This is a genomic window from Winogradskyella sp. Asnod2-B02-A (assembly GCF_045063645.1).
GTDB lineage: Bacteria > Bacteroidota > Bacteroidia > Flavobacteriales > Flavobacteriaceae > Winogradskyella.
Genome location: NZ_JBEFOG010000027.1, coordinates 2,171,498 through 2,196,365, shown reverse-complemented (window position 1 = coordinate 2,196,365; position 24,868 = coordinate 2,171,498). Strand labels below are relative to the sequence as shown.

Sequence of the window (24,868 nt, the reverse complement as noted above, 5' to 3'; positions counted from 1 at the left end):
TGATATTTTCATAATGTTATGGATTAGGTTAATTTTCTTATGACAAAGTAACGAACTCTTTAGCCTTACCATGTTATACAATTCCTCAGTTTTGTTACATGATTACAAAATAGTGTTAAACAAAACACAAAAAAGCATGAATTATAGTCGTTCTAGAGTTAAAGTCAAAAAAAGACTTAACCTAAGCTAGAGGCAATACCTATATGAAAGAATGGAGGAGAAACTGAGAATTAAAAATATACAGCTAAATAGAATAGCTTCAATAAAACGAAACTTGAATAGGATTCTTATTATTTCTAAGAATTATTTTTTATTTAAAACTATGAGTAAAATAATAGCAACGATTAGTAAAACATGAATTATTGCAGAGAATGCATAAACAAAAAAACCAATAGCCCAGAGGATAACCAATAACACTAAAAAAACAGAAAGAAAAGTCTTCATTGTAGAAAAACGATTTTATTAAGGGTCCCAACTCTATATAGAAATTTGCTACAAACAGGTTTCAAAAACAATTTAAGCAATAAAAATATGGAGTAATAACACTTAACAAATATGCTCAATTGCAAATGGAGCATGTTATACAATTTCAGAAAATGTTTATACTATTTTAAGAAATGAGACTATTTATATTATTTTAAAAATGGCAAATAAATTGTAAATGTAGCGCCAACATTAGGTTTGCCATCTGCTATAATAATTCCTTTATGGTTTTCTACTATCTTTTTACAAATTGCTAAGCCGATGCCTGTACCAGAATATTCAGATTTACCATGTAATCTATTAAAGAGTAAAAATATCTTATCGGCATAAACTTGCTCAAAACCAATACCATTATCCTTAAAGGTAATTTTATGATGAAATTTATATAAGGACTTATTAATCTGGTCTATATCTTTAGAACGCACTTCTTCGTGAGTAATTTCTATTATCGGCGGAACGTCTTGTTTACTATACTTTAATGAATTACTGATTAAATTGATAAACAATTGTTGAATTTGAAATGAAATCACCTCCATTGTAGGCAATTCATCACAAATAATTTTAGCTTGTTTCTCTTCAATACTATCAAAAAGTTCTGCTTGAGCATCTTCTAATAGCATGTTCATATTCGTTTTAATATATTCCTTTTCCGACGTATTGGTACGAGAATATTGTAATAAATCTTCAATAAGCATACGCATTCTAGCAGAGGCAGATTTCATTCTCTGAATATAATCCTTTCCACTCTCAGAAATATGATCCTTTTCTTTACTTTCTAATCTTGATAAGAAAGTCTGTATTTTGCGTAAAGGTTCTTGTAAATCATGACTTGCAACATAGTTAAACGCAGACAATTCTTTATTTGTGCGTTCTAATTCTTGGTTACGCTGCTCAATAATTCTGTAATTTTCTACTTCGTTTGTAGCATCAACAGTAACTCCCAACATGGTTTTAACACCTTGAGCATCATCCACAAGCTTAGAAAACGCTTTTAGATGTCTAATAGTCCCATCTTTATGTACAACACGAAAATTGGTGAAGGGAAGTTCTTCTTCTCTCATCATTGTATTTACTTGCTGGCCTAAATTATCTAGATCCTCTTCATGTACATATTTATAGAAGTTTTCTAAGGTTGGCTCAAAGCTTTGAGGCTTTTCTCCTACTAAGCGGTACAAATTATCTGAAAATTCAAACTCATTTTCCTCAATATACCAAACCCAAGTACTACTATCACTTACAATTTCAGATTGCTTCGTCAGTTTTTCAAAAACATCTAATTCTGTATTACTCTCTTTTAAAGCTTTTAAATCTGATGTCATTTTTAAATAAGCTAATAGAAGAATAACCAGAGTAACAATCAATAAACCATAAAAGAACAAAGGTGTTAGTCCTATTTTCTTATCATTAATCTTTTGATGTTCGGTCAGCAAACTTTGCTCTAGTCTCAACATTTCAATGATATCCTCTCGGATTCTATCCATTCTAATTTCACCTTCATGCAATGAGAATAATAACTCTTGTGTTAATATATTGTTATCTTCATTAGTAAGACTAAAAGACTTATCAAAATTTTCGAATCGCTTAGCTATATCAACTTTTAACATTTTGAGCTTTTCAACTTGCCCACCTTTAGATATAATAAGTGTATCTAATGCTATAAGGTTGTTTTGTATTTTATTAAGACTCTCTTGGTAAGGATTAAGAAACAAAGAATCGCTTGTTAATAGATAACCTCTTTGACCTATTTCAGCATCTTTAAGATTAGAAATTAATAGTTCTAACTCACTTCTTAACTCATAATTATCCTCTACCTCTTGTGAGGTCTCAGACAATTCGCTAATATGTTTATACATAAATCCACCTATACATAAAATAACGAAAAGCCCAACTACAAAAGCGGTTCTAAGGTATCTACTCGAAGGTGTTGGCATAAATTATAATCTTAATAAAAAGTTGTCTTTATTTAATCCGCTAGTATGATATTGCCAATTTGTAGTCACCACTTCTGAAAGCACTTTTTTTAGCTTTTCAAAATCATTAGGTTTCTTTATATATACATTGGCACCTTTAACAAAGGTATTTTCAATATCTTCTTCTGATGCTGACGTAGAATATATCGCAATTGCTATATCACTTAAACGATCTGTGATTTTAATATCTTTTAAACATTCTAGTCCAGATTTCTTCGGCATATTTAGATCTAGAAACAATAAGTTTGGAAGTGTATTAGTGGAATCATTTAAATACTCCATTAGTTCTATACCATCCTTAAAAAGTAACACTTTACTTTTAATTTTTAACTCTTCAAAGGCCTCTGTAAAAAACAACCTATCGTCCTCATCATCATCAGCCAAGGCTATATTAATATAATCGGTATTCATCTTTACAAACTTACGGTTAGGTTAATTTATTTGTTTTCTTTTAGCTATAATACGCTGAAAAGCTGAAGGTGTAATGCCTGTTGTATTTTTAAATTGCTTACTCAAATGTGCTACGCTAGAATAGTTGAGCTTAAAGGCTATTTCAGTGAGTGAAAGATCTTCATTTGTCAATAATATCTTAGTATATTCTATTTTCTGTAAGATAATAAAATTTTCAATAGAAGTATAAGTCACTTCAGAAAACAAATTAGATAAATAGTTGTAATTCTCTTCTAGTTGCTCAGCCAAATAAACTGAAGTCTTCACATTTATATCCTTTTCATTAAAGACCATGTCTACTATGACATCTTTAATTTTTTGAATCACAATTTTTTTTGGATCTTCTATAACCTCAATTCCAAAACCATTAATATCTTCATGAAATATCTTTAATTGATCTTCAGACACTTTATCCATCAACTCTATTTCACCAAAAGCTGTTTGCTGATAATTAAATTGATGCGCTTCCAACTTCTGTTTTAAAACAGCATTGCAAACTTTAGTAAAATCGAATTTTAACAATAATTTCATTATAAAACCTAAATTACTAGATTAATATTTACTCTATTTTGATTTTAATCAAAATTAATATTAATATTCACATAAATCACTATGTTATTTTAATGAATCGTTAAAATTTATAAAGAACATTCAACTATTAAAACTAATAATTCGAATAAATTAAGACATATCATAAAAAGAAAACCAAAAATCCTAATTTATAACTGAAACTCAATTCCTCTATAATAATCTAACACTTTTACGCGTAATAAGTATTCGTATTTTGCATTGGCTAAATTTACCTTTGCATTATCTAAATTGTTTTTACTAGTAATATAGTTTAAGAAATTAGACACACCATTTTTAAAACGTATATCATTAATACGATACGATTCTTGATAAGCTTCCACTTGTTTTTCTAAACTTTGATAACGCTTGTAAACAGCTTCCATATCAAAATAAACCTGAGTAATGGCATTTTTTATATCTACATGTGTACGCTCTAATTCTATGATAGACTCCTCTACTCTAATTTTTTCTAAAGCCACATTGTTTTTGGCTCTAAAACCATTAAATAACGGAACACTAACTGCAACACCAACCACTGTATTTAAATTGTTATCTAATTGATCTTTATAATCAATTTTTTTTGAAGAAAAACTAGTTTGCTCAGTCATAATTGGTAAATCTTCACCATCAACCGTTACAAAATCACCAGTTTCTACAACACTTAATCCTGTTGCCGTAAACAATTCGGCTGCGCTAGAGTAATTGGTATTTACACCACCAAAAAGTGAAATTTCTGGTGTAAATTGAGACTTAGCCACACTTACACCTTTTTTTGCAGCTTCAACACGTAATTCCTTAGCTTTAAACGTGGCTAAATTTTGAATAGCTTCTTCAAAAACAGCATCCGAACTATAATTGTATTTTTCAAAATCTAGAATTAATCCATTTGTCGCTAAATTGACGTTTTCTTTTAAGTTCATTAATTGTGCTAAGTTCAGTTTGGCATTATTCAAGCTACTTTCAGAATACAAAACACTAGTTTCATCGCTTGCCACTTGCCCTAAAATATCTGCATAATCAGCTGGATTACCTAATTCATTATCGTAAAAATCTTTTTGAATTTTAAGTTGTTGTTTAGTTGTTTCTAATCGTGCTTTGGTTAAGCCTAAAACATCTTTTGCATTTAAAACTTGAAGATAGGCTAAGGTTACATTTAGTATTAAATTTTGTTTTGCTGCTTCAATCTCTAATTCTGATGCCTTTTTATTCAATCGATTTTGTTTGGCAGCATTTAATAACCGAAAGCCATTAAAGATGGTCATATCTAAACTCAATCCTAAGTTTGAAAATGTTAATTCTTGATTAATATAATCGTTAGTAAATGGATCGATACTTCTGCCATCATTAACACCTAAACTAAAATTTCCATTAAGACTTGGCAACAAATTAGCTTTAGATTGCTGGTAATTTACTTTTGCTGAATTGGCTTGTAAATTGGTTGATTTTAAATCGAGATTATGGTCTAAAGCGATAGCGATACATTCGTCTAAAGTATAACTTTTGTTCGTTTTGTTTTGAGCAAAACCAGCCCAACTCATCATTACAATAATGATTAGCACTATGAGTTTATATATCATGATTTGTTACTTTTAATTATTTAGGTATCGAACGATCAATCTTACAGCATCGTCAATTCGAGTGTTTCGAGGGATCGAGAAATGTATCGAGAATCTTATATCTATTTATGACTTCTCGATACAAAATTTTCTGAAAAACGAAAATTTCACTCGAAGTGACGTATTGTAATTTTGCTTAAAAAACTAAACTATTTTCCCATCCAAAAGATTGATAATTCTTGAGCCATAAGCGGCATTACTTTCAGAATGTGTGGCTTGTATTATGGTGACGCCTTCTTTATTTAATTGTGCAAAGAGCTCCATGATTTCCTCACTTTTTTTCGAGTTTAGATTCCCTGTTGGTTCGTCTGCTAAAATGAGCTTTGGCTGTCCAATTAACGCTCTGGCAATCCCGACGAGTTGTTGTTGCCCTCCACTTAATTGTATTGGGAATAAATCTTTCTTTCCAACAATATTAAAACGGTCTAGCATATCAGCAACCATCGCTTTACGTTCAGAAGATTTTACGTTTTTATAAAGTAATGGTGTTTCTATATTTTCGTAAACGGTGAGTTCATCAATAAGATGATACGCCTGAAACACAAAACCGATATATTCTTTGTAGAGTTTAGAGCGGTTTTTTTCTTTCATACTATGCACAGGTTCTCCTAAAAAGGTATAACCTCCACCTGTAAAATTATCTAACATACCAATACAGTTCAACAAAGTAGATTTCCCAGAACCAGAAGGTCCCATAAGTGAGATAAATTCTCCTTCTTCAACATTTAAATTAATAGTATCTAGCAACGTAACTTTGTTGCTTCCTGAATTGACTGTTCTTGTGGCTTCGTTTAAGCTTAATAGTGTATTCTTCATTTTAATTGATGTTTATTTTTTATTCAGTCCTCAAACTTTTTATAGGATTTCTTATGGCTGCTCTAATTGACTGAACTACCACTGTTGTTAATGCAATAACTAAAACTATTAAAGCTGCCAATAATAAAACTACCCATTCTACTGATATCTTGTAAGCAAAATCTTGTAACCATTTTGATGTTGCGAACCAAGCAATAGGTAAAGCTATCACAATCGCAATGGCTACTAACTTTACATAATCTTTACTAAACAAAACAACTATTGATTTAACAGATGCTCCAAGAACCTTACGCACTCCTATTTCTTTAATACGTTGTTCTGTAGATTGCGCTACGAGACCAAAAACACCTATTGCAGACAACAAAAGACTTAACATGCTAAAAAATGTAAAAAAGCTTTGCAAACGATCTTCTTCTAAATACTGCTTTTCTACAAGATCATCTACCCAATTCATTGCAAGGTATTTGTTTGGATAGGCTTGTTTCCAAACCTTGTTAATTTTCGCTGTAACCTCACTTGACGTTCCTTCTTTTACTCTAATAAGCATACTACTGTAATCAGGATTCGATTCTGCAATAATTACAACTGGTTTAAAATCATATCTCAAAGATTGGGTATGAAAGCTTTTTACAATACCAATGGGATTTGTTTCTAATTCTGGTATTGTTGTGTTCATTTTTACAACCTGTAATGCGTTAGCTGTAAACTCGGTTAATATTGAAGGTTGCGTGTTTACTTTTTCCTCTTTTTCATTAAATGTAATTGGTTTTGATTTAGGTGCATCTGTACTCAATTTTTTATCAAATAATCTACCCGAAATCAATTCTAAACCTAATGTTTTTGCTAGATGTACATCACCAGAAATAAACCACACTTGCATTTTTAAACCTAGATTATTTGGATTATCAATTGATTTTAGCATACCACCAGAACCAAATGTAGGGCGCCAATTTACAAGACTAGCAGAAGTTACTCCGGGAATATTGGTAATTTCCTTATGTAAAGTTTCACCTTTACCATCCCACGACGTTGGATCAATGGCAATCAAATTTTCTTCATCATAACCCAAATCTTTATCATTGATAAAATCGAGTTGAGATTTAACTACAAATACAGAAACTAAAACGATAATAGCAATAGAAAATTGAACAACAACTAGTCCTTTTTGAATGAATTGTTGGCCATTAATTTCATTCTTATTAATTAATCCTTTTAAAGAATTCATTGGTTTAAAACCAGAAATTAAAAATGCTGGATATGTACCTGTTATTACTGCTACTATAAAAACAGCTACAAATCCTAAACTCAAATATTCTAAACTACTTAATAGTGATACTTGTAAAGCATGACCAATAAACTGCTCTATAAAAGGGATTATGATGTAAAACATTGGTAATGCAATTAAAGAAGCAATCACAAAATACATTAATGATTCTACTAAAAATTGAGCGATAATCTGCTTACGATCTGCACCAATAACTTTTCGGACACCAACTTCTTTGATACGTGTTAATGATCTCGCAACACTTAGATTTACAAAGTTGACACAAGCAATAAACAATACTAAAATAGCAACTCCCAGTAAAATATAATCCGTAGACCTGTTCCCTTTAATATCTATTTCATTATCAAATTCTGAATTAAGATAAGTTTCTGAAATGGGTTGAAACTCATAAGAATATTTAGTTTCTCCACCTACAAAATCTGTATACCACGTATTTAGTTTTTCTGAAAACTTCTTGACATTTGTTCCTGTTTTAAATAGAACATAATTTCTTGTAAATGAACCATACTGTTCTTTATACAATGCCTCTAAATGTCCTTTCTCAATAATAAGAGCTTCAGCCCTTAAATGCGTATTACTAGGTATATCCTCTATAATCCCTGTGATTAAAAACGGAGTTGATTCGCTCCCAAAACTTGGAATACTATAAATAATTTTACCAATAACATCCTCACCAGGAAATAATTTATCCTTTAATGTTTTGGTTAAAACAAGATTTGATTTACCGTGAATAAACTGTTTGGGATTACCAGAAATCACTTTAAAATCGAACAAATCCCAAATAAGAGAATCCGTTTCTAATGCCTTTAAATCTATAACATCAGTGTCCTCTATATTTTTTTTAATATGGCGATCTACTGTATAAATATTTGTTACCGCTTCTACCTCTGGGAAATTATCCATTAGTGCTGGTCTTAGACCTGCCCATGACGCTGACATTTTATTAGATACCTCATTACCCATATCTATATTGGTAAGTAAACGATGAATATCATCTTTTCTAGTCCATTGAGAATCATAAGAAAAGTCATCCAAAACCACACTAACAACACTAATACAAGCCAACAAACCAAGAGTCAATCCTGTGAGACTAATCATTGAAAACAAACGATTTTTCCGAATACTACGCCATGCTAATTTTATGTTATTTTTAATCATAATTTTATATTCTTTTTACTTTACAAGAGCATTCTATTCCGTTTTTAAACTATCTACAGGATTTGCAATTGCCGCTTTAATCGCCTGAAAACTTACCGTTAACATCGCTATTACAATAGCAACTATTCCAGCTATGACAAAAATCCATCCATTGATTTCTATGCGGTAGGCATAATTCCCTAGCCAATTATCCATAACATACCAAGCCACAGGAATAGCAATTACAATGGCAAGACCAACGAGTTTTAAAAAGTCTTTAGATAATAATTTTACAATACCAGCAACACTTGCTCCTAAAACTTTACGAACTCCAATTTCTTTGCTACGCTGTTCTGCGGTGTAAGCTGCCAATCCAAAAAGTCCCAAACATGAAATAAGAATGGCTAACAAGGCAAAAAGCTGAGATAGCTTCCCAACGAGTTGTTCACTTTTAAATTTAGCGTTAAACGCATCATCTACAAAACTGTATTCAAAAGGAAATGCTGGGTTGTGTTTTTTCATTACTGCTTCAACTTTAGACAACATATCGCTAGTTCCTATTTTAGGATTTGTTTTTAAATACATATAGCTCGCTTCACCATGATAGTTAAAAAATAGCACAGGATCACTTTGTCCATACATGTCATCAAAAAGGTAATCTTTTACAACACCAACAACCGTATACATATCTCCTCTATCTATTTTTTTACCAATAGCACTGCCTTGTCCCATAAGTTTTGCAAAGGATTCTGTAATTAAAACACTCGTACTGTCTTTTGCCATGTTTTCATAAAACCCACGACCTTCAACGAGTTCCATACCTGCAGTTTCCAAGAAATCGGAACTGATATATCTAAAGAAAATTAAGACGTCTTCTGTGTTTGTTCCGCCTGTCCACGTTAAGTTAGAACCATTATTACCTCCATTTAAAATCCCTGAATTGTTTAGGCCTACACTTGAAACCGCACCTGTTTGTATTAAATCTTGTTTAATGACGTCAAATTTTTCGATCATGGTTCCATTGACATTCAACGAAATCAATTGGTCTTTATCAAAACCTAAGTCTCTATTTTTTATATGCTGAAGTTGTTGATAGACTAGAATCGTACAAATAATAAAAACGATTGAAATTGTAAACTGGCCAACAACGAGCCCTTTCCGGATATAATTTGCAGAACCTTGTGTAACTTTTAGTCCTTTTAAAACCTCAACAGGCTTAAACGACGATAGATAAAAAGCAGGATACAGTCCTGCGAAGATGCCGCACACTAGCGTAATGCCTAATAAAAATAACAGATGAAATGGTTGCGACAATCCTAAAACTAAATCTTTCTCTATGAGCAAATTGAATTGTGGCAACAAGACAAATAGCAACAACACACTTACTAAAGTTGCCATAAAAGCAAGAATCAAAGCTTCTGAAATAAATTGAAAAATTAATCGTGTACGACCAGAGCCCATCGCTTTTCTAACGCCAACTTCGTTGGCACGTTTTTCGCTTCGTGCTGTGGATAAATTCATAAAATTAATACACGCAATGAGTAAGATAATTAAAGCAATGATAGTAAATAGTCTCACCGAATCTATGCGTCCACCAACTTGCTTTCCATTTTCAAAATTACCTCTTAAATGCCAATCTTTTATAGAATGTAAAAATGCTTTTGAATCACTGTCTCCTGTTTTTTTCTCAAGCAATCCAAGGACTTGATCATTTACAGAATTAAAATCAGCTTCTGGTGTTAATTCTACAAAGGTATCTGCAAAGAAACTACCATAACCATTGGTCCATTCTTTGTCTCCACTCCAACGCTCAAATGGTGCAATCCAATTAATGGGAAATGTGACGTTTTTTGGAAGATTTTCAATCACTCCAGAAATTAAATAGTTCTCAGTATTATCTACTTTGAGTACTTTACCAATGGCCTTTGTATTTTTGCCATAAAGCTGTTCTGCCGTTTCTTGCGTAATAACGATGGCTTCAGGATTATTGAAAGCCTCTTTTGCATTACCTTCAACAAATTTTAAACTGAATATTGTTATAAAATCTTCATCTACAAAACGTCCACCACTATTAATGGCATTATCATTTACAGCAAATAATAAATCTCTATGTTTTGTGCGTGATGCTTTAACAATCCCTGGAATTTCCGTTTTCATAGCTTCCGCAAATGGTCCTGGAGTAGAATTAAACGTTCTCCATTCACCATCATATTCTTGATGTGTTGGCACATAATACACTTGATCTTGCTTTTCAAATCCTGAATCGAAACTCAACTCATCTTCAACCCAAAGAAAGATTAAACTGGCACAGGTAATTCCGATGGCTAATCCGAAAATATTCAAAAAACTATACCCTTTATTTTTACGTAAAGTCCGGAAGGCTATTTTTATATAATTTAAAATCATATTCTTTTTTTGACTGAATTAATTATTACTACTTATTATGTAGTGAAGATGATGCCAAAACCACAAAACACTAAAAATCAACTAATTACTTTTTATTTTAAAATCCTTAGTGTTCGTTTTTGATACACATCTTGTTCGTAAATGAACAGTTTATTCTGAGCGTAAAGAATCCACAGGATTGGCATTTGCCGCCTGAAGCGTCTTTACACTGATGACTAATAAGGCAAAGACAATCATCGCCAAACCACTCACTAAAAACACCCAAGAACTAATACTTGTTTTGTATGCAAAATCTTGCAACCAATTATTAATGCCGTAATATGCAATTGGTGCCGCAATAACAAAAGCAATCGCTACCAAGATTAAAAACTCTTTACATAAGAGTGCGTTAATTTGAAGTAATGACGCACCTAAAACTTTGCGTACACCTATTTCTTTTACACGACGGTTGGTGGTATAAATCACAAGTCCGAGCAATCCTAAACAGCTAATGAGAATAGACAAGCCTGTTGCCCAATTTAAAAGTTTGGACATCTTTTGCTCCCGATTATAAAACCTCTGGATGGTTTCATCTAAAAACTCTACGCGATAATCATCGGTCTCGGTATAGACTGCTTTATAAGCATTTTCAATTTTTGAAAGTGTTCCTTTAAAATCTGCTGATGATTCATTTTGAAATGCGATATGAACGGCTTGAAACTGACTCCAATCTGGTTGATACCAATCTCCTCTATATGCCATCGGTTTAATATCACTTCGCAAAGAACGTTGGAAAAAATCTGCCATAACTCCAACTATAGGCACACTTTGATCACCTAATAAAACTGTTTTTCCAATTGCTTCGTCAGGACTTTTAAACCCAAGTCTTTTTCGGCATGTCTCATTAATTACTAACTCTTTAACAGTATCATTTCTGATGGTTCGTCCTGCTATAAGATCTAACTCAAATACCTCAGCGTAATTGACGTCACCAAAAATAAATTGTAAGTCTAAATTAACCTCATTGTCACCATTATTATAAGTGACTGAAGAACTATTCGTTGAAATAGATGCAGGTGCATGGCTTCCAATACTAATTGACTTAATTTCTGGAATAGCTCTTAATTTTTCAGCATAAAGCTCTTTTTTAGAAATTTCGCGTTCTGCTCTTGGGCTATAAACAGACACAATAGCATCCGTTTTAAAACCCATATCTGTTTCTAAAAGAAAATTAATTTGTTGACCAACCAACAACGTAGCAATTACAAATACTTGAGCAATAGAAAACTGAAAAACCGTTAAGAATTTACGAAGTTTCACTTTTTTATTTCCGACAGCTAAATGATTTTTTAAAACTGAAACTGTATTGAACTTTGAAAGTACTAATGCTGGATAAAAACCAGATAAAAATGTTACTAATAGTAATAGAATAGCAATACCAAGAATGATTAAAGGTGATTTCATCAGTTCATAACTTAACCCTTCTGGCACAAAATCTGAAAACACATTAATCAACCATCTAGAAAGTAATAGCGATAATACTGCAGACACCAAAACCAATAAAAAGGTTTCACCCATAAATTGACCTATGAGCTGTTTTCTAGAGCTTCCTAATGTTTTACGGATTCCTATTTCTTTGGCACGCTGAGAAGCTTGTGCTGTATTTAGGTTTATAAAGTTGATACAACCTAACACCAATAGAAATATAGCCACCAAAGCGAGATTTGTAAGCAGCGATTTACTAGCCTGGCCTTTAGACCAATCGTAAATACCATACTTTTCGTTGAAGTGAATATCGGCCAATGGTTGCAACGTAAACTGTTGTTCATCACCATATTTTTTAGATTCCTCATCTTGGTGCTCCTTTGCTAAATCATCCAAACGATTTTGTATTGCTGATAAGTCGGCATTTGGCGTCACCTTTACAAATAGCTGAGACGCATCGTTGGTGTTATTCCAATTTTTATTGAGAAAATCGTCTCGCAATCGCGTTTTCAAAATTGTTGAATGCGAGATAAATTCTTCAAACACAAAATCTGTTCGTTCTTTAAAATTCTCAACAATTGCTGTAACTGTTATATGAAGTGAATCATTGTAAACTAAAGTTTTTCCAATAATATCTGACGGTTTTGTATTTGGAAAATAATCAGCTGCTCGATTTTCGGTAAGAATAACATTATTTGGACTTGCTAAAATTTCAGATGTATTACCAGCTAAAAACTTATAATCGAAAATCTTAAAATAATTAGCATCTGCAAAAATGACGAAGTTGGGCCATTTAAATTCGGAATTTAATGCTCTATTTTCAACTTTTGAAGGCCGTTCTATATAAAACCCACTAACAGTTTCAAAATTTGAATTCTCGGATATAACATCCTCCAATGCTAATGTGACTCCTGGAATAGAAAAATTAGCCTCAGGACTCGTTAAATCTGTAACGACTCTATAAATACGATCCTTATCTTTATGAAATGTATCAAAGGTAGCATCGTAATACACCATTAAACCAATCACAAAAGAGGCACTTAAACCAATGGTTAATCCAATAATATTAATCAGAGAAAATACCTTATGCTTCATGAGGTTCCTCCATGCTATTTTGAAATAATTTTTAATCATGATGTGTATGATTTAATGAATTAGTTATTCCGTTCTTAAAGATTCTACAGGATTAGAGGTTGCGGCTTTTATTGTTTTTACAGCTATAGTTAGCATAGCTATGACTACAGCTATTCCGCCTGCCAATAAAAACATCCAAATATTAAGATCTATATGATACGCATAATTCTGCAACCAATTATGCATTGCCCACCATGCTATTGGAGACGCGATTAAAAAAGCGATAATTACTAATTTTAAAAAGTCTTTAGTCAGTAATATTGTAATGGCCGAGACACTCGCACCGACTATTTTACGTAATCCTATTTCTTTTTTACGTTGTGCAACAATTAGTAATGACATAGCAAAAAGACCAATACAACTTAACACAATAGCAAGTATAGAGCCACTACCTATCATTGTAATCATAGTACGTTCACTACGTAATGTTCTTTCAATATTTTCATTTAAGAATGACCCTTGAAATTCGGCATTAGGTTCAATAGTTTTCCATGCTCCTTTTACATCGTTATAAGCTTGTTCTAAATTTTGTGGCGCTACTTTTACATAGACGTTGCGTAAATTCCAGTTAGGAAGAGCAAATAAGGTCATAGGTGCAATATTCTGATCGAGCTCTTGAAAATTGAAATCCTCTACGACTCCAACAATATTGTAAATCCCTTCATCAAGATCTATCTGAGATGCCAAAATATCTGCTTCACTCAATTGTTTTGCCATAGATTCATTAATAATCACTGACAAACTATCACTGTCTAGGTTTTTTCGAAAAGAACGCCCTTTAATTAAATTCAAATCTAAGGTTTCAATATAATCGGCATCAACCACCACCATATGTGTTTCGACTCCTCGTCCTTTATGTTCAAAACCCAAAACACTTGTAGAGCGTGACCCATCTTTACCCAATCCTAAAATATTATTAGAGGCTGTTACACTGACAACATTAGCTTTATCTTGAAGCGTATTTCGAAGTAATTCTATAGCTTGTTGATCGTTAAGTTGACCATTCAGTGGAAAAGCAATCACTTGATCTTTATTGAAACCTAAGTCTTTAGTCCTCATAAATTCTACTTGATCCCAAAGTACAAGCGTACCACTAATCAGTAAAATAGCAATACCAAATTGTAAGACCATTAAACTATTTCGCAAATGATTTTTACCATTGACGTCGAGCTTTCCTTTTAAGCTTTGTAAGGTTCCTAGACGACTCATTAATAACGCAGGATAACCTCCAGCAATTAATGTAATCAGCAAAACACTTAAAATAAGCACCAACAACAATGATGGGTTTAGTAAGGTTGCCAATGACGCTTGGGTTTTAAATAAGGTTTGAAAGTATGGTAGTAAAACCACGGCTAATAAAATTCCTAGTCCGATGGAAATTAAAAACACTAAAATACTTTCACCCCAAAACTGAAAGAACAGTTGTTTTTTGTTTGCACCTAATGTTTTTCGCATGCCAATCTCACGCAAACGTTGCGCACTTTTAGCAATACTCATATTGATAAAATTCACACAAGCGATAAATAGAATTAGTATAGAAATCCCTAAAACCAAATACGGCATGGTTCGATTTACGGTAACAGCACCTTGATTAAAATTGGCAAACCTATCATCTGCAAAAGGCAATAGTTTTATTTGTCTGTAATCGCCATTAGCATTAGGTTGAAAGCCATCGCGCTTTGCATTATCAATCTCATTTTTATAATGTAATTGGGTAAAATCTGCTGTACTTTTCTCAAATTTCTCAGGTTTTAAACCTTCAGAAAGTTGCATATACACCTCATGATTCTCCATGTCCCAGCGTCCTATAGTTCTGGCATAGGCATGTTCATTCTGGCTTTTAAAATTGAGAACGATATCAAAACCTATTGAACTTGTATCAGGAAAATCTTCAATAATCGCTGTGACATTAAAAGGCACTTCTACTTCATCTCTTAAAATGGTAACGGTTTGCCCTATGGGATTCTCGTCTCCAAATATGCGTTTTGCAGCTAGCTCAGTCATTGCAACTGAAGACTCTGACGTTATTGGGTTTTTGGCATCTCCTTTTACAATGGGAAAGCTGAACATATCAAAAAAATCGGGATCTACATAAGCAGTGCCCATACCGAGTTGCTTATCTTGATAAGTTAATAAGACTCCAGAACCATTATAACGAGTAATTTTTTCTACTCCTGTAACCTCATCACGAAGTGTTGCCGCAAAAGGTTCAGATTTTGAGGTATTGGCTTCAATACCGTATGGCCCACTATCTTCTGAATACACTTTGAAAAGTTGATCCTTGTTTTCATGAAAACCATCAAAAGACAATTGAAAAACAGCGAACATGCCTAATAATAGGGCTACTCCGAATGCCACTGTAAGACCTACAATATTGAGTGCTGTGAATGTTCTATTCTTCCAGAGGTTTCTGATTGCTATTTTGATATAATTTTTTAGCATGATTTCTTCGATTTTGATTGATGACTACTCCGTTCTTAAACTTTTAATTGGGTTGGCAACCGCAGCTTTTATTGCTTGATAACCCACCGTAAAAAAGGTTATGATTAATGATAAGGTACCAGCAATTGCAAATACACTCCAACGGATATTAATATGGTACGCAAAATCTTGCAACCAATTATCCATAATATAAAATGCCAATGGAAAACTGATAGCAAATGAAATTAAAATCAGTTTCATAAAATCCAAAGACAACAATTGAACTATTTTTGGAACACTTGCACCGAACACTTTACGCACTCCTATTTCTTTTTGACGTTGCTCTGCCATAAATGCAGCCAAAGCGAATAAGCCTAAGCAAGCTACTATTATTGCCAAAACTGAAAACAATAGACTTACGTTGGCCATCTGTTTTTCTTTTTGGTAAAAGAATTCTAAATTTTTATCGATAAAAGAGTATTCAAAAGCAGAATTTGTAGCAATGTCTTTAAATGTATTTTCAAATTCTGAAACGGTTTCCATTAATACTCCATTTTTAAACCGGACTAACAAATAATTATAATTTCCTTTTCTGGCTGTATTATGAAAAACATAAGCTCCAATAGGTTTATGCAGTGAGGTAAAATTAAAATCATCTACAACTCCACAGATATAACTGTTATTACCGAGTTGAGCATCCACTTTTTTACCTATCGCTTCTTCTGGTGTATAGCCTAAAAAATCTAATGCTGTTTTATTAATTAAAACCTCAACTAACGAATCACCATTTTGTTTATGCTCTGGTAATCGCTGACCTGCCAATAATTTTAATTGTAAAATATCCACAATATTGTGCTGTGCTAAATTGGTGTTGACACTCATGCCAACATCACTATTAGGCTTATAAATGCTGTTTAAACTCACACTAGCGGTTGGAAAACCTTGTGCCATTGCTACTAGAGACACATTAGGTCGTCTTTCAAAAGCATTTACCAAAGCCTCATTGGTTGCAAAATCTGGAATAGCTGTTGTAGATATAGCAATGACATTTTCTGGATTAAAACCTAAGTTCTTATTTTGAATATATTCTAATTGCTGACGAACAACAAGAACTGCTACAATAAGAACTACCGATGCCGAAAATTGCACCACTACTAATCCTTTTCTAATAAAACTAGTCATTATCCCTTTATTACTAGAAGGTTTTAAAGCTTCTTTTGGCGAAAAACGAGATAGATATAAAGCAGGATAAGAACCTGAAATGAGTGTTGTTACTAACCAAGTAAAGACTAAAAAAGAAAGAATTTCTAGTGAAAAAAGAGAAGATACCTCTAATGTGCGATTCACAATTTTATTAAATGATGGTAAGATTAATATGGAAAAGAATCCTCCCAACAACATGGCAATTGCAGTTATGAGTCCCGTTTCAACATAAAACCTTAAAATCAATTGTTTTGAAGAAGCCCCTAAAGTTTTATTTACACCAACATCTTTTGCTTTTTTTTGAGAACGTGCCGTAATTAAATTCATATAATTTATGCAGGCAATAATCAAGATAATGATAGCTAATGCGGTAAGATTTTTTATTTGTCTTATATCTCCGTAGTTCTCCAAATAACTATCGGAATAGGCAGAAGAATTTAAATGAATCTCCTTTAAAGGTTGAAGCGAAAACGTGTACCATTGCTGCTCTTTATCCATATTGGCATCAATTATACTTTGAAGTTTGTTTTCAATAGCACCAAGATTAGGCTTGTCTGAATTAAGCATTACAAACGTCTCAAAACTTGCATTTCCCCAACTTGGATGTTTAGCTTCTTGGCGCATCATAAAAGGCACAACAGCATTAAAATTTAATGAACTATTATCTGGAAAATCTTCAAATACCCCTTTAACCTCAAAGGTATTCCTGTTATCTACAGATATCGTTTTTCCCAGTGGATTTTCTGATCCAAAATAACGCTTTGCAGTACTTTCTGAGAGTAATATATTATTCGGTGTATTTAGCGCTTCTGCGCCTATACCACTAAGCATTTTCACATCGAACATCTCAAGAATCGATGGATCTACCCAAAATAATAATCTTTCAATCAGCACCTTATCTCTAACCTTAATAAATGCATTTCCACCATAACCATTTTGCAATATTCTTCCAGATTTTACAGCATTTGGAATATGCTCTGTAAGTTCCGGTCCCAAAGCTGATGGCACTTGTCCCCAAGTTTCAATACCTTCTTCCGTAGTATGTAAAAGCACTCTAAAAATCTTGTCCTTATTTGCATACATTGTATCGAAACTGCGTTCATGTAAAATGAATAAAAAAAGCAATAATGTTGTTGCTAAACCTATAGATAGCCCAAAAATATTTATTACCGAAAACAGTCGATTTGTCTTTAAACTTCTCCATGCTATTTTGAAATAATTTTTGATCATGGTTAATAAGAATTATTGTTCGTTTTTTGATTGATTTGGCTTCGACACTTCAGTACAGATACTGAATTAAATTCAGCACTCGTTGGTTGTTTTATGATTTACTGAAGTGTTTTCAGCCTGATTGATTGATTGATTGATTGATTGATTGATGATTATTTCTAAGACCTGTCAGGTTTTAAAAACCTGACAGATCTATTCTTTCTATGCCAATATATTTTCTGTTACTTTTTGTCCGTCTAACATTCTTATAATTCTGTGACTGTATTTTGCATCGTGTTCACTGTGTGTTACCATGATAATGGTTGTTCCTGCTTCATTAAGATCTATTAATAAATCCATTACCTCATTACCATTAGTACTATCTAAATTTCCTGTGGGCTCATCGGCAAGAATTAATTTAGGTTTGTTTACAACGGCTCTTGCAACAGCCACACGTTGTTGCTGACCACCAGATAACTGTTGTGGAAAGTGATTTCTTCGGTGCATAATTTGCATTTTCTCTAAAACTGCTTCCACTTGTATTTTACGTTCTGCTGGTTTTACACCTGTATAGATTAATGGTAATTCTACATTTTCAAACACCGTTAGTTCATCGATAAGATTAAAACTCTGAAATACAAAACCGATATTATGTTTACGTAATTCTGAACGCTTGCGCTCATTATAACCAGCGACTTCTGTTCCGTTAAACATGAAACTACCTCCATCAGGATCATCTAGTAATCCCAAAATATTTAAAAGCGTGGATTTCCCACATCCCGAAGGTCCCATGATCGCCACAAACTCACCTTCTTTCACATCAAATGATAATTTGTTTAAGGCTATGGTTTGCACTTCTTCGGTTTTATAGAATTTTTCTAAGTCTTTTATTTGTATCATCGTATAAGTTTTATCTTGTAGCTTTGGCTATTAGCCTTTAGTTATTGGTTGTTAATTTTAGTGTTTTTTCTATTCTCTATTATCTTGAATCTTGGTTCTTGTCTCTTTTTTATTATTTCAAAATCAATTCTTCCGTATCTCCAAAAGCATCATAACTCGAGGTGACTACTTTATCTCCAGGATTTAAACCATCAAGCACCTCATAATATTCTGTATTCTGGCTTCCTAATCTTATGTTGACTTTGTACGCTGTATTTCCATCTTCACTGACTTTAAAAATCCAATTACCGCCAGTTTTTTGAAAGAATCCACCTTTCGCAACTAACAACGCTTCTTTTTCTGCGCTTAAAGCCACTCTAATTTGAAGATTTTGACCTCTTCTAATACCTTCAGGCACATCTCCCTTAAATTTCATATCTACTTGGAAACGACCATTAGTAACTTGTGTAAATACTTTTTTTATCTCTAAAGTGTAAGTTTTATTATTCAAGGTAAACGTTCCTATTTGACCATTATAAATTCTCGAAATATAATGTTCATCAATATCCACTCTTACTTTATAACCAGTGATCACATCTACTTGACCTAATCGTGTGCCTTTATTAATAGACTGTCCGATTTCAGCATCTAGCGACGTTAACTGACCATCAATTGGTGCTCTCACCACTAAATCTCCTACTTTTTTTCGCATGAGCTCTAACGCACTTTGTGTTCTGGCATACGAGTTTTTAGCTTGACTCACTTCTAATTTAGACGAAATGGTATCTTCTGACAATACTTGTTTAGCCAGCTTCATCCGTTCTTTTTGGTATTCGTAATTATTCTGAGACGACTCGTAATCCATTCTTCCTATCGCTCCTTTATCATATAGGCGTTTATTCAAATTATAAACACGTTCGGCTTCAATCAGATTATTTTCAACATCAGTAAATTGATTTTGGCGGTTTATAGTATTTTGGCGCGCTGCATTTTGAGAAATCTGCATTTGGGTTAATAAATTATACACGGAAGTTTCTTGATTAATGAGACTCAATTCCAAATCGGTATTTGACAATCTTAAAATTGGCTCTCCTTTTTTAAGCATCGTACCATCTTCAACAAACTTCTCTTCTACACGTCCACCTTCCAAAGCATCTAAATAAATTGTAGTGATTGGAAGTACAATACCATTAACAGGAATATTTTCTTGAAACACATCTTTAGAAACCGTATTTACTGAAATACGTTCTTTATCAACATTCAATTTAGAACCACCTGAAGTTTGAAAAATAACATACACGATTAAAGCCACTATGGCTAAAATCCCTAAAGCTAAACCTAGTTTTTGATTTGAAAATTTCTTCTTCTGAATTGGAACGTCCATTATATCTCTTTTATTTATACAATTTATATAGTGAAGATAATGCCAAAAACATAACGCTTTAATTTACAACACATTAAATTAAGACTTAAAACTAAAAGTGTCCGTTTTTGATACACTTTATGTTCGAAAACGCACACTTTTGAAGGCTCTAAAAATTTAGGTTTTGTAATTTTTAGAAGCCCAAGATAAAATCGTAATATTGTAAACACAGCCTTAGAATGAGTTCTATACGTAATTTACAAAGAATGACGTTAGTCTCTAGAAAGACTTCCTAATAAATAAATCTCGATTATCGAGTGATGGTATTAAAAAACGCTACAATATTAGTTATAGATGATGATGTTGATGTATTAACAGCATTACGCCTGCTTTTAAAACCACTGGTTAAGGAAGTGGTTACCGAAAAGAATCCTAGTAATATTTTATCTCAAATTGAGCGTACCTCCTACGACATCATCATTTTAGACATGAACTTTAATGGGTTAGTAAATACAGGTAATGAAGGTATTTTTTGGCTGAATAAAATCCAGAAACAAAAACCTGAAACCTCTGTTATTTTAATGACCGCTTATGCTGATATTGATTTAGCGATAAGAGGATTAAAAGAAGGAGCTTCTGACTTTTTGATGAAACCTTGGAAGAATGAAAAAATCATAGAAACGATTAAAACAATTCTAATTCAAAAGAAATCCCAAAATACTCAGAAGAAACATCTTAATAGTAATACGACTGAAATTATTGGAGACAGTGACGTAATGACGGATGTTTTTATGAAACTTAAAAAAGTGGCACCAACAGATGCTAACGTTTTAATACTTGGTGAAAATGGTACAGGTAAAGATTTAATTGCTCGAGCACTTCATGATAACTCCAATAGAAAACACCAACCGTTTGTAAAAGTAGATGTTGGTGCATTAACTGAATCACTATTTGAAAGTGAATTATTCGGGTATAAAAAAGGAGCTTTTACAGATGCTAGAGAAGATAGAAAAGGCCGTTTTGAAGCTGCCCATGGAGGTACATTATTTTTAGATGAAATTGGTAATATTAGTTTAGGTCAACAAGCAAGGTTGCTCACCGTTTTACAGAATAGACAGGTTACGCCTTTAGGTTCTAACTCTTCTATTCCTATTGACATTCGATTAGTTTGCGCGACGAATATTGATCCTCAAATTTTAGCAGACGAAAAGAAATTTAGAAAGGATTTAATTTACAGAATAAATACAGTGGATATTATTGCGCCACCTCTTAGAGATCGTGGTACAGATATTACCGAATTAGCACATCATTTTGTCACCTTATATGCCGAAAAATATAATAAAAATCCGTTTTCATTTGATTCCGGATTTATTTCAAAATTAAAAAATCACGATTTCCCAGGTAATGTTAGAGAATTGCAATACGTTTTAGAACGTGCCGTGATTATGACCGATGGTTCTGTTTTAAAACCTGAAGATTTAGTATTTTCATCTATAGAACGTCCGTCCTCAACGACGCGTATTACCACGAAAAGTTTAAATTTAGACGATTTAGAAAAAAACGCAATTTTAAATGTTCTTGAAAAAAATAAGGGCAACGTTTCAAAATCAGCTAAAGAATTAGGTATTACAAGAGCAGCTTTATACAGAAGACTAGAAAAGTATGAACTATAGAAGTTACATCTTTTGGCTCTTTTTTAGAATTCTACTTTTAGTAAGTACCATATTTGCACTAACCTATACCATATACAAAGAACAGACCGCTTACATTGTAGTACTCAGCATTACGCTACTTTACTTATGTATTAACACCTATACATTTGTAAAACGCCGTTTTGTGGTGATGGATGATTTTTTTGAAGCGGTTAAGTATCGTGATTTTTCAAGATGGTTTCCAGAAGACAGAGGTCCAAAAGACATACGTTTTCTCTATACTGGTTTTAATGAAATTAACCGAACGATTAAGGAAATCAACACTAAAAACGAAGCGCAATACGTCTACCTTCAAAAGATTTTAGAAATGGTAGATATAGGGATTATTGCGTATAATTTGGAGTCTGGCGATGTTCTTTGGAGTAATGATTCTTTTGGTGAAACGCTAGATATGCCTTCGTTTAAAAATATTCGGTTTGTAGAAAATAGAAAACCCGAATTATTCAATACCATTTTTGAAACTTACCATAGAGAACCTAATTCTATTTCTATAGCGCTTCAAAATGAAAGTATTAAAATATTGATTTCGGATACCGTTTTTCAAGTTAAAGACGATGCTTTCAAATTAATTGTGATTCAGAATATCGATGATACTTTAAATAAAAATGAATCGGAGTCATGGAAGAAGCTTTTAAGCGTGATGACACACGAAATTATGAATTCTATTGCTCCTATATCATCCTTGGCAGATACACTTCAAAAAAACTTACAATTAGCCATAGAGCAACCTGAAGATACTCGCCTTGAGTTAGAAGATTTAAACGCTGGAGTTAAAACTATTAAAAATCGTAGTGAAGGCCTTTTAAAATTTGCAAAGACCTATAGAAGTTTGAGTAAAGTAACGCACCTCAACTTACAGCGCGTAAAAATTGAAAACTTATTTAATAATCTTCAGCTTTTAATGGAGCCCTCTATAAAGGCGAAAAACATAAGCATAGCATTTAATGTTACGTCGCCTAAATTAGAGTTAGATATTGATACCCATCTTATTGAGCAAGTCTTAATCAACCTTATTTTAAATGCTGTTGATGCTTGTAAAGATGGAGCCAATCCAGAAATTAAAGTTCTTGCTTCTCAAAACCCAAATAGAGATATTGTGATTAAGGTTTTAGATAATGGTTCGGGAATTCCTAAAGACATTTTAGAAAATATATTTGTGCCTTTCTTCACCAGTAAAACAACAGGAAGTGGCATCGGATTAAGCCTCTGTAAGCAAATTATGTTGCTTCATAAAGGTAGAATCATTGTTAAAAGTCTGGAAGGAGAAGGTTCTGTTTTTAGCTTGGTGTTTTAATAAAAACAAAAAACCTCCAACTGATTAGTTGAAGGTTTTATTAGTAGCGGGAACTGGACTCGAACCAGTGACCTTCGGGTTATGAGCCCGACGAGCTACCTACTGCTCTATCCCGCGATTTAATCTTAAAATGATTTTCTTAGCTCTTAACTTTCGGTTCATAATGCCGACTCAATCATTTTAGGACTGCAAAGATAATACTTTTTTTATAATACGAAAGACTAAACAAAAAAATAACACACAAATTTTATCTGAGTGCTATTTTTATATAATTACATGGCTAAAAAATAATTAATCTTCGTCTTCTTCGTCGTCTAAGGTTGCCAACGCTCCCTCTAAATTTGTAGCATCTAAATCAAAATCAATAATATTAGGAAGCTGCTCTCTCAAAACAGCATAGTTTCCTTTAAACTGGTTGTTACTTAGTAATAACGTTTTTAAACCTTTTAATTCTACCAAAACACCTGGAAGGTTCCCATAAAATGCATTATTAGATAATACTAACTCTTCTAAATCTTTTAACTCAGCTATAGAAGAAGGAATAGTTCCTATTAAATTATTATCAAAAACACTTAATACTTTTAACGATTTTAGATGAGATAGGCTTGAAGGCAACTTACCCATCAACTGATTACTACTTAAAATTAAAGTCTCTAGTTGTGTTAAGCTTCCTATTGACGAAGGAATTTGACCAAAAAACTCATTATTAAATAATTCTAAAGCTTTCAAATTTGTTAAATTTCCGATATCTGAAGGTATTGCACCACTAAAGCTATTAGAATATAATTTTAACTCCTCTAGACTCTCCATACTCACTATAGTAACTGGTAATTCACCACCTAATTTATTAAACGATAAATTAAGAACTTTTAAATAAATTAAATTTGAAATTGACTCAGAAAGATTTCCTTCTAACCCATTAAAACTTAAATTTAATGCCACTACATTGTCTCCATCTAATGTTAGTCCATACCATTTTGAAACTGGTTGATCTAAATCCCATGAGTGATTCCAAGATTCACCATTGGTATTATTATATAAATCTACAAGTGCATTTTTTTGGTCTTGCGAAACTTCTGCAAAAGTGAATACTGAAATGAAACAGAATAGTAGCGTTATTTTTAGTGTCTTCATAGTTGTAGATTTTTGTGGAGGGACACAATAACACTACGAATATACGAGAAACGCCTATGAACCACAAATTTTTTCGACCAACTACATAAGAAAAACAAATACTTAACTAATAATCAAATGATTACTAAAATACTACTGTTCAATATTTTCAGCTTTAAAAGATACAATATCCTGATTATCAATCACTATTGAAACCTGAATGGGATTACAACATGTTTCACAATCTTCTATATATGTTTGATGCTTTTGAGACACATCCACTAGCATAGAAATCTGTTCCCAGCAATAAGGACATTGAAAAAAATGTTCGTGCATTATTTAC

17 protein-coding genes and 1 tRNA gene are annotated in these 24,868 nt (G+C 32.6%); 2 read left to right on the top strand and 16 right to left on the bottom strand.

The features are described 5' to 3' along the window. Positions 1 to 303 precede the first annotated feature (303 nt). The 13 genes from ACJJVO_RS17340 to ACJJVO_RS17280 all read right to left on the bottom strand — a co-directional run bounded on the left by ACJJVO_RS17340 (position 304) and on the right by ACJJVO_RS17280 (position 20,427). Positions 304 to 444 (bottom strand): DUF5670 family protein, encoded by a 141-nt coding sequence (locus ACJJVO_RS17340; RefSeq protein ID WP_405576409.1) that lies wholly within the window; start codon positions 442 to 444, stop codon positions 304 to 306. A gap of 188 nt (positions 445 to 632) precedes the next feature. Next, complete coding sequence (locus tag ACJJVO_RS17335) at positions 633 to 2,414, bottom strand: CHASE3 domain-containing protein (RefSeq protein ID WP_405576407.1); 1,782 nt, start codon at positions 2,412 to 2,414, stop codon at positions 633 to 635. 3 nt (positions 2,415 to 2,417) lie between these two features. Beyond that, complete coding sequence (locus ACJJVO_RS17330) at positions 2,418 to 2,864, bottom strand: response regulator (protein WP_405576405.1); 447 nt, start codon at positions 2,862 to 2,864, stop codon at positions 2,418 to 2,420. A 21-nt stretch (positions 2,865 to 2,885) separates the two neighbouring features. Then, the gene (locus ACJJVO_RS17325) at positions 2,886 to 3,434 is read right to left on the bottom strand and encodes a helix-turn-helix domain-containing protein (protein ID WP_405576403.1); all 549 of its coding nucleotides are present in this window, start codon (positions 3,432 to 3,434) and stop codon (positions 2,886 to 2,888) included. A 188-nt stretch (positions 3,435 to 3,622) separates the two neighbouring features. Then, positions 3,623 to 5,050 carry a TolC family protein gene (locus ACJJVO_RS17320; protein WP_405576401.1) on the bottom strand — a complete coding sequence of 476 codons (1,428 nt, stop codon included), beginning with the start codon at positions 5,048 to 5,050 and terminating at the stop codon, positions 3,623 to 3,625. Between the two features lie 183 nt (positions 5,051 to 5,233). Further along, a complete protein-coding gene (locus ACJJVO_RS17315; RefSeq protein WP_405576399.1) occupies positions 5,234 to 5,905 on the bottom strand; it encodes an ABC transporter ATP-binding protein in 672 nt (223 codons plus the stop codon). Positions 5,906 to 5,924: 19 nt separating this feature from the next. Then, positions 5,925 to 8,348 carry an FtsX-like permease family protein gene (locus ACJJVO_RS17310; RefSeq protein WP_405576397.1) on the bottom strand — a complete coding sequence of 808 codons (2,424 nt, stop codon included), beginning with the start codon at positions 8,346 to 8,348 and terminating at the stop codon, positions 5,925 to 5,927. A 33-nt stretch (positions 8,349 to 8,381) separates the two neighbouring features. After that, positions 8,382 to 10,733, bottom strand: a complete 2,352-nt coding sequence (locus ACJJVO_RS17305) for an ABC transporter permease (protein WP_405576395.1) — start codon at positions 10,731 to 10,733, stop codon at positions 8,382 to 8,384. Between the two features lie 150 nt (positions 10,734 to 10,883). Beyond that, positions 10,884 to 13,331, bottom strand: coding sequence for an ABC transporter permease (locus tag ACJJVO_RS17300; RefSeq protein WP_405576393.1), 2,448 nt, complete (start codon positions 13,329 to 13,331; stop codon positions 10,884 to 10,886). 24 nt (positions 13,332 to 13,355) lie between these two features. Then, a complete protein-coding gene (locus ACJJVO_RS17295) occupies positions 13,356 to 15,773 on the bottom strand; it encodes an FtsX-like permease family protein (protein ID WP_405576391.1) in 2,418 nt (805 codons plus the stop codon). A 24-nt stretch (positions 15,774 to 15,797) separates the two neighbouring features. Next, complete coding sequence (locus ACJJVO_RS17290; protein WP_405576389.1) at positions 15,798 to 18,185, bottom strand: ABC transporter permease; 2,388 nt, start codon at positions 18,183 to 18,185, stop codon at positions 15,798 to 15,800. A 201-nt stretch (positions 18,186 to 18,386) separates the two neighbouring features. Further along, positions 18,387 to 19,064 carry an ABC transporter ATP-binding protein gene (locus tag ACJJVO_RS17285; RefSeq protein ID WP_405576387.1) on the bottom strand — a complete coding sequence of 226 codons (678 nt, stop codon included), beginning with the start codon at positions 19,062 to 19,064 and terminating at the stop codon, positions 18,387 to 18,389. Between the two features lie 112 nt (positions 19,065 to 19,176). Next, the gene (locus ACJJVO_RS17280) at positions 19,177 to 20,427 is read right to left on the bottom strand and encodes an efflux RND transporter periplasmic adaptor subunit (protein ID WP_405576385.1); all 1,251 of its coding nucleotides are present in this window, start codon (positions 20,425 to 20,427) and stop codon (positions 19,177 to 19,179) included. A 299-nt stretch (positions 20,428 to 20,726) separates the two neighbouring features. Here ACJJVO_RS17280 and ACJJVO_RS17275 point away from each other — a divergent pair, with 299 nt between their 5' ends. Next, positions 20,727 to 22,079: a sigma-54-dependent transcriptional regulator gene (locus tag ACJJVO_RS17275; protein WP_405576383.1), complete on the top strand. Its 1,353-nt coding sequence runs from the start codon at positions 20,727 to 20,729 to the stop codon at positions 22,077 to 22,079. After that, complete coding sequence (locus ACJJVO_RS17270) at positions 22,069 to 23,412, top strand: sensor histidine kinase (RefSeq protein ID WP_405576381.1); 1,344 nt, start codon at positions 22,069 to 22,071, stop codon at positions 23,410 to 23,412. Before ACJJVO_RS17275 ends, ACJJVO_RS17270 begins: the two co-directional genes overlap by 11 nt. A gap of 44 nt (positions 23,413 to 23,456) precedes the next feature. Here ACJJVO_RS17270 and ACJJVO_RS17265 read toward each other — a convergent pair. The 3 genes from ACJJVO_RS17265 to ACJJVO_RS17255 all read right to left on the bottom strand — a co-directional run bounded on the left by ACJJVO_RS17265 (position 23,457) and on the right by ACJJVO_RS17255 (position 24,861). Continuing rightward, positions 23,457 to 23,529: transfer RNA gene (locus tag ACJJVO_RS17265), tRNA-Met, on the bottom strand. 174 nt (positions 23,530 to 23,703) lie between these two features. Continuing rightward, positions 23,704 to 24,546, bottom strand: a complete 843-nt coding sequence (locus tag ACJJVO_RS17260) for a leucine-rich repeat domain-containing protein (RefSeq protein ID WP_405576379.1) — start codon at positions 24,544 to 24,546, stop codon at positions 23,704 to 23,706. A gap of 132 nt (positions 24,547 to 24,678) precedes the next feature. Then, positions 24,679 to 24,861, bottom strand: coding sequence for a CPXCG motif-containing cysteine-rich protein (locus ACJJVO_RS17255; RefSeq protein ID WP_405576377.1), 183 nt, complete (start codon positions 24,859 to 24,861; stop codon positions 24,679 to 24,681). Positions 24,862 to 24,868 lie beyond the last annotated feature (7 nt).

Bases quoted from the DNA above. Each gene is read 5' to 3' on its own strand.
- ACJJVO_RS17340 (WP_405576409.1), bottom strand. From the start codon at position 444: ATGAAGACTTTTCTTTCTGTTTTTTTAGTGTTATTGGTTATCCTCTGG.
- ACJJVO_RS17335 (WP_405576407.1), bottom strand. From the start codon at position 2,414: ATGCCAACACCTTCGAGTAGATACCTTAGAACCGCTTTTGTAGTTGGG.
- ACJJVO_RS17330 (WP_405576405.1), bottom strand. From the start codon at position 2,864: ATGAATACCGATTATATTAATATAGCCTTGGCTGATGATGATGAGGAC.
- ACJJVO_RS17325 (WP_405576403.1), bottom strand. From the start codon at position 3,434: ATGAAATTATTGTTAAAATTCGATTTTACTAAAGTTTGCAATGCTGTT.
- ACJJVO_RS17320 (WP_405576401.1), bottom strand. From the start codon at position 5,050: ATGATATATAAACTCATAGTGCTAATCATTATTGTAATGATGAGTTGG.
- ACJJVO_RS17315 (WP_405576399.1), bottom strand. From the start codon at position 5,905: ATGAAGAATACACTATTAAGCTTAAACGAAGCCACAAGAACAGTCAAT.
- ACJJVO_RS17310 (WP_405576397.1), bottom strand. From the start codon at position 8,348: ATGATTAAAAATAACATAAAATTAGCATGGCGTAGTATTCGGAAAAAT.
- ACJJVO_RS17305 (WP_405576395.1), bottom strand. From the start codon at position 10,733: ATGATTTTAAATTATATAAAAATAGCCTTCCGGACTTTACGTAAAAAT.
- ACJJVO_RS17300 (WP_405576393.1), bottom strand. From the start codon at position 13,331: ATGATTAAAAATTATTTCAAAATAGCATGGAGGAACCTCATGAAGCAT.
- ACJJVO_RS17295 (WP_405576391.1), bottom strand. From the start codon at position 15,773: ATGCTAAAAAATTATATCAAAATAGCAATCAGAAACCTCTGGAAGAAT.
- ACJJVO_RS17290 (WP_405576389.1), bottom strand. From the start codon at position 18,185: ATGATCAAAAATTATTTCAAAATAGCATGGAGAAGTTTAAAGACAAAT.
- ACJJVO_RS17285 (WP_405576387.1), bottom strand. From the start codon at position 19,064: ATGATACAAATAAAAGACTTAGAAAAATTCTATAAAACCGAAGAAGTG.
- ACJJVO_RS17280 (WP_405576385.1), bottom strand. From the start codon at position 20,427: ATGGACGTTCCAATTCAGAAGAAGAAATTTTCAAATCAAAAACTAGGT.
- ACJJVO_RS17275 (WP_405576383.1), top strand. From the start codon at position 20,727: ATGGTATTAAAAAACGCTACAATATTAGTTATAGATGATGATGTTGAT.
- ACJJVO_RS17270 (WP_405576381.1), top strand. From the start codon at position 22,069: ATGAACTATAGAAGTTACATCTTTTGGCTCTTTTTTAGAATTCTACTT.
- ACJJVO_RS17260 (WP_405576379.1), bottom strand. From the start codon at position 24,546: ATGAAGACACTAAAAATAACGCTACTATTCTGTTTCATTTCAGTATTC.
- ACJJVO_RS17255 (WP_405576377.1), bottom strand. From the start codon at position 24,861: ATGCACGAACATTTTTTTCAATGTCCTTATTGCTGGGAACAGATTTCT.